General features: G+C 69.0%; 3 protein-coding genes. 1 reads left to right on the top strand and 2 read right to left on the bottom strand.

The genetic code is table 11. From position 1 onward, the window contains the following. Positions 1 to 272: 272 nt before the first annotated feature. Positions 273 to 1,157 (top strand): class I SAM-dependent methyltransferase, encoded by an 885-nt coding sequence (locus tag D7Y21_RS39915; RefSeq protein WP_120567176.1) that lies wholly within the window; start codon positions 273 to 275, stop codon positions 1,155 to 1,157. Positions 1,158 to 1,210: 53 nt separating this feature from the next. Here the strand turns inward: D7Y21_RS39915 and D7Y21_RS39910 are convergent, their stop codons facing one another. Both D7Y21_RS39910 and D7Y21_RS39905 read right to left on the bottom strand, forming a co-directional pair. After that, complete coding sequence (locus D7Y21_RS39910; RefSeq protein ID WP_120567175.1) at positions 1,211 to 2,653, bottom strand: glycosyltransferase; 1,443 nt, start codon at positions 2,651 to 2,653, stop codon at positions 1,211 to 1,213. After that, a partial coding sequence (locus D7Y21_RS39905) for a non-ribosomal peptide synthetase (RefSeq protein WP_121718499.1) occupies positions 2,650 to 5,544 on the bottom strand: 2,895 nt, incomplete at its 5' end. The genes D7Y21_RS39905 and D7Y21_RS39910, both read right to left, overlap by 4 nt.

The following is a 5,544-nucleotide window of genomic DNA, read 5'->3' as shown; positions in this document are numbered from 1 at the left end:
CCCCGCAGCCCTCCCCGGGGGTTGAGATCGTACTGGCGGAAGCGGCTCTCCAGGATGGGCCACGTCTTCAGCACGCGGCGCTCCTTCATGCTGACCCACCGCACGAAGCCGCTGCTCTCACCCGTACCGGAAACACGAACGATGGAGGTCACCAACAAGGTGTCAGACATGGGCGCAGGATCATCCGTTGCAGGGTTGGAGGTTTTCACACGAAACACGCGGATTCCTTTACCATCGGGCTCCTGTGGGCCCAACGCCCGGAAGTGGAAAGGATGGTCGAAGTGAATCCAGGAGTGGAGATCGCCGCGAAGGTGTCATCGCTGGCGTCGCGGGTGCAGGAGCTGATGAAGGCACCGGGACCTGACGCGAACGCGGGAGTGGTGACGTGGCTGCAGGACGTGGAGGCGGCCTGGTCGCTGGTGAAGGACGGCTCGGTGGCGCAGCTGGGGCCGCACGCGACGTCCGCGGACAACCTGCGGCTGGCGGCCCGCGTGGCGGTGGAGCGCCTGCTGCAGATGCCGTGGGTCTCCGGTGAGACGAAGGCCGCGCTCAACGGCTACCTGGAGCGTCACCCCGCGGCGCGTCAGGTGGGGCGCTATCAGTTCTCCTCCGACTGGATGTCCAAGGCCGAGGACGACTGGCGCAAGACGCTGGCGCCGCTCAAGGGCCAGCCCGGCACGCGCGCGCTGGAGATCGGCAGCTACGAGGGCCGCTCCGCCATCTGGCTCCTGGAGAACGTGCTGACGGACCCCACCAGCCGCATCACCTGCGTGGACCTGTTCGCGGCCGAGTACGCGCAGCGCTTCGACGCGAACATCGCCGCCAGCGGCGCGCAGGCTCGCGTGGAGAAGCTGAAGGGTGCGTCGTCGGTGGTGCTGCGCCAGCTGGCGCCGGAGCCCACGTACGATCTCATCTACGTGGATGGTTCCCACCAGGCGTACGACACGCTGGAGGACGCGGTGCTGAGCTGGCCGCTGCTCAAGCCGGGCGGCTTGATGATCTTCGACGACTACGGCATGGCCCAGGCGCAGATTACCCCGCACACGAAGATTGCCCGGCCGGACATCGGCATCGACGCGTTCCTGAGCGCCGCCTCGGAGCACCTGGAAGTGGTGCTCAAGGGCTTCCAGGTCATCATCCGCAAGAACCCGGCCTGAGGCCGGTGATTGGGGCATGGCGCGCTGTCGTCCGCCATGCCCTGTGTTTCACGTCACAGGCCGGACACGTGGCCCTCGGGGCGCAGCGTCAGCACGCCCCGGGAGAACAGGCCCTGTAGCAGCGCCTGGTCGGCCTCGTTCATGTCGCTGAGCACCTGGCCCATGGCGCGATCCAGCGAGGCCTTGAGGATGGCCAGCTCGCGGGGCTCCAGCGTCTGCCGCTCGAAGTCGCTGACCACGCGCCCCGTCTCCTCCTCCAGGCGGCGCACCATGGGGCTCTGCTTCACGACGAGCGACTCGAAGGGCCGGGGCGCTGGCCGCGGCGCGTCCAGGTGCTCCAGGGCCTTGCGCCAGGTGCGCGTGAAGCTGGCCCGGTCGAAGTTGCGCGTGATGAAGTCGCGGCCCCGGGCGCACTCCTGGGTGACGCGCTCGCGCGAGCGGACGTCCTCCAGGATGGCGTTCGCGACCTCCTGGAAGGAGAACGGATCACCAAAGGCCATGTCCACGTTGTCGAAGACGCGGATGCCGTGGCCCGGCGGCACGCTGAAGCGGTTGTTGCCGATGCCGTTCGTGTAGACGGGGCACCCCTGGTAGACGGACTCCAGCGGATAGAAGCCGAAGGGCTCCGGGTAGATGTTGAAGGAGAGCCCGAACTTCGCGAGCTCGAAGAGCCGGAAGAGCGCGGCCTGGTTGAGGAAGCGCACCGGGATGAGCAGGTCGGAGATCTTGAAGCCCATCGCGTCCAGCATGGACCGGGCGCTGCTCACGTCGAACGGGAAGCCGTGCGTGTACGAGTAGTCGATGAGGGCGAAGTCCTCGGCGTCGACGATGAGCCGGTAGCGCGGCCCGTTCGCCTCCCGCGACTGCAGGTTGAGGTGCAGGAGGATGTTGAGGACGGCGTACCAGTCCGGCTTGCGAGGCTGCAGCGCGTGGCCCAGCACGTCGCCCGCGTCCAGCGCCTCCTGGACCTGGGGAGGAAGCTGGGCGCCCTGCATGCGGGAGTCACCGGTGGCGCTGGCGACGCAGGGCAGGCCCGCGTGGAAGTCCACGACCTTGTCGAAGCCGGAAGGATCCAGGCAGGTGCGGCGTCGGACGTCGGGCAGCGTCAGCAGGCTGATGAGCGCCTCGCGCATGTACGGCGAGTAGGCGGTGTAGAGGTCCACCGCGGGATTGCCCAGCCAGAGCGACTGCCCGCCCACGAGCCCGTGGAAGAGGACCACGGAGCGGCGCGCGATGCGCGGGCTCGGCGGATGGATCCACAGGCCCATGTCACAGTAGATGGCGAGGTCCGCGGGAGGCTCCGCCAGGATGCGGCGCAGCCGGTCGGCGGTGGCGACGGGCATGGGCGTATCGGCGGGGCCCAGGCGGTGCTTGAAGTGGGTGTTCACCTCGTGCCCCTGCTCCTTCAGGTCCTCCAGGATCAGGCCATTGATGACGCCGCCGGCGGTCTTGAACGGCTCGGACTCCGTGAAAAGATTGACCCGCTGCTGCGTCATGGCTGGTTCCTCGAGATGGATGGGGGGAAGGCGTCACAGAAGGACTGCAGCACTTGTCGCCACTCGTGAAGGAGCTCGGCGATGGTGTCCGGTCGGAACAGGTCGACCTTGTATTCAAGCGTGGCGATGAGCCCGCCGGGCGTGTCAGAGACCCCGAGCTTCAGGTCGTAGAGCGTCCAGCCCCGGCTGCGCATCAGCGGGCGCACCGCGAGGCCGGGCACCTGGGGGGCGTTGCCTTCGCGGTCGGAGAAGGTGAAGCCGATGCGGCAGAGCCCGGGCAGCACCTGGACCAGCTCCGAGTGGGGCAACCCCTGATGCGCGAACGCCTCCAGGTAGGCCGTGCGGACGCGGGCCAGCGCTTCGCGCGGCGTGAGCCCCTGCTCCATCCGGGTGCGGATGACGAGGTATCCGGCGAACATGCCAATCAACGGCTCCAGCTCCGGGCGCGGACGCTGGGCATGCGCGAAGCCGACGCGGATGTCCTCCTGCTGAGCCCGGCGCGACAGCAGTACCTGGAACGCGGACAGCAGCACCATGAACAGCGTCACGCCTTCGGCGCGGCAGAGCTGCTTCAGCCGGGCGACGAGCTCCGGCGGCAGGACGAGGTCGAGGCTCGCGCCGCGCAGCGACTCCCGCTCCGGGCGCGGGAAGTCCAGGGGGAGCCGCACGTCCTCCGGCGGCCCCGACAGCTTCCCGTCCCAGTACGTCCGCAGGCGCTCCAGCGCACCGTCCTTCAGCCACGCGTGCTGCCAGCGGGTGAAGTCCTGGTACTGGATGGGGAGCTCCGGCAGGGGTGATTCGCGGCCCTCGCGGAAGGCGGCGTAGAGCACCGCGAGCTCGCCCGCGAAGACGGAGAAGGACACGAAGTCCGTGACCGCGTGGTGCATGTTGACCAGCAGCACGTGCTGTTCGGCATTGAGCCGGTACAGGTGGCAGCGCAGCAGCGGTCCGTGCTCCAAATCGAAGGGGCGGTCCATCTGCACGCGAGCGCGGCGCATGGCTTCCGCTTCCCGCTCCGCTTCTGGCAGTGCGTCGAACGCCTCCACCTCGAAGGGGACGGGACCGGGCGGCAGGATGTGCTGCCGGGGCTTGCCATCCACAGTGGGGAACGTGGTGCGCAGGCTCTCGTGACGGCGGACGATCTCCTCGACGCCGCGCTTCAGGGCGGCCACGTCCAGCATTCCGCCCAGGCCCAATACGACCGGAGACGCGTTGTGCGCGCTCCCGGCGCCGCCCTGCTCCGGAGACCAGTAGACCTCCTGGCTGAACGACAGCGGCAGCGTGTCGGTGGCAGCCGTCCGCACGACGGGCGGAAGCGGCTTCGCGCCCTCCGTGGCACCGGTCGTCTGGAGGAGCTCCGCCAGCGCGAGCACCGTGGGACGTTCGAAGAGATCCGCGAGTGCGAGTTCCCTACCGAAGAGCGCCCCGAGCCGTGTCACGACCTGGGTGGCGATGAGGGAGTGACCGCCGAGGTCGAAGAAGTTGTCGGTCAGTCCGACACGCTCCACCTTCAGCAGCTCCGCCCACTGGTCCGCGATGAGCTGCTCCACTGGAGTGCGGGGAGCGGCGAAGACGTGCGTGCGCGGCGTGGACTCCGCCGTCAGCGCGGGCAGCTTCGAGCGGTCCACCTTCCCGCTGGACGTCAGCGGTAGGGCCTCCAGCGTCCCGTAGGCCGTGGGCACCATGTGCTCCGGCACCCGCTCGCGCAGCCATTCACGCAGCGCCGCCGTCTCCACGTCGCCCACCACGTAGGCCCACAGCTTCGTGCCCGTGGCCTCCTTCTTCGCCACCACCGCCGCCTGCTTCACGCCGGGGTGCGTGCCCAGCACGCCTTCGACTTCCCCCACCTCCAGCCGCATGCCGCGCACCTTCACCTGCCCGTCGCGCCGGCCCACGTACTCCACGTCTCCGTCTTCACCCCACCGCACCAAATCTCCCGTGCGGTACAGCCGGCTGCCGGCCTCACCGCTGAAGCCGTCCGGGATGAAGCGCTCCGCAGTGAGTGCGGGCTGGCTCAGGTAGCCACGTGCGAGGCCCGCGCCTCCCACGTACAGCTCCCCCACCACGCCCACTCCCACCGGCCGCTGCCCTTCGTCCAGCACGTACAACCGCACGTTCCCCAGCGGCTTGCCCACCGTCACCCGCTCCGGTGTCAGCGACGTCGCCACGCTGGCGCATACCGTCACTTCCGTCGGGCCGTAGCCGTTGAGCATCCTCCGGCCTTCACTCCACTTACGCACCAGCGCCGCGGGCACGGCCTCGCCCGCGGAGATGAGCGTACGGATGCCGTCCAGGCCTCCGTCCACCACTTGCCCCAGCACCGACGGCGTCAGCGTCACCACTGTCGCGCTCAGCCCCTTCACCGTGCCCTCCAGCGCGCCTCCCGGCATCAGCGCTTCTCGCGGTGCAAGGCAGAGGGACGCACCCGCAGCCAGCGTCGAGAAGACTTCCGCCACCGACGCGTCGAAGCCCGGTGAGGCGAACTGCAGCACCCGGTCCTCTGGCTTCACGCCGTGCGCTTCAGCCACCGCGTGCGCCATGTTGGAGAGACCACCGTGGCGCACCATCACGCCCTTCGGCTTGCCTGTACTTCCCGACGTGAAGAGCACGTACGCCAGGGACTCCGGCACCACCTTCTTCGTGGGCCGCGTCTTCGGCTGCCTCGCCACCTGCCTTGCATCCGCGTCCACGAATGCGAGCACTGCGTTGCCCGTGGGCAGTTCGTCCGCCAGCGCTTCGCGCGTCAGCACCACCGCGACGCCGGACTCTTCCAGCAACTCACCCACGCGCAGCGCGGGCAGCGTCACGTCCACCGGCACGAAGGCACCTCCCGCCTTCAGCACCGCCACCATCCCCACCACCCACTCCACACTGCGCTCCACCAACAGCCC

The organism is Corallococcus sp. AB045 (genome assembly GCF_003668895.1).
Taxonomy (GTDB): domain Bacteria; phylum Myxococcota; class Myxococcia; order Myxococcales; family Myxococcaceae; genus Corallococcus; species Corallococcus coralloides.
Note: the sequence above shows the minus strand (reverse complement) of the source record. Positions and strands in the feature narration are given on the sequence as shown.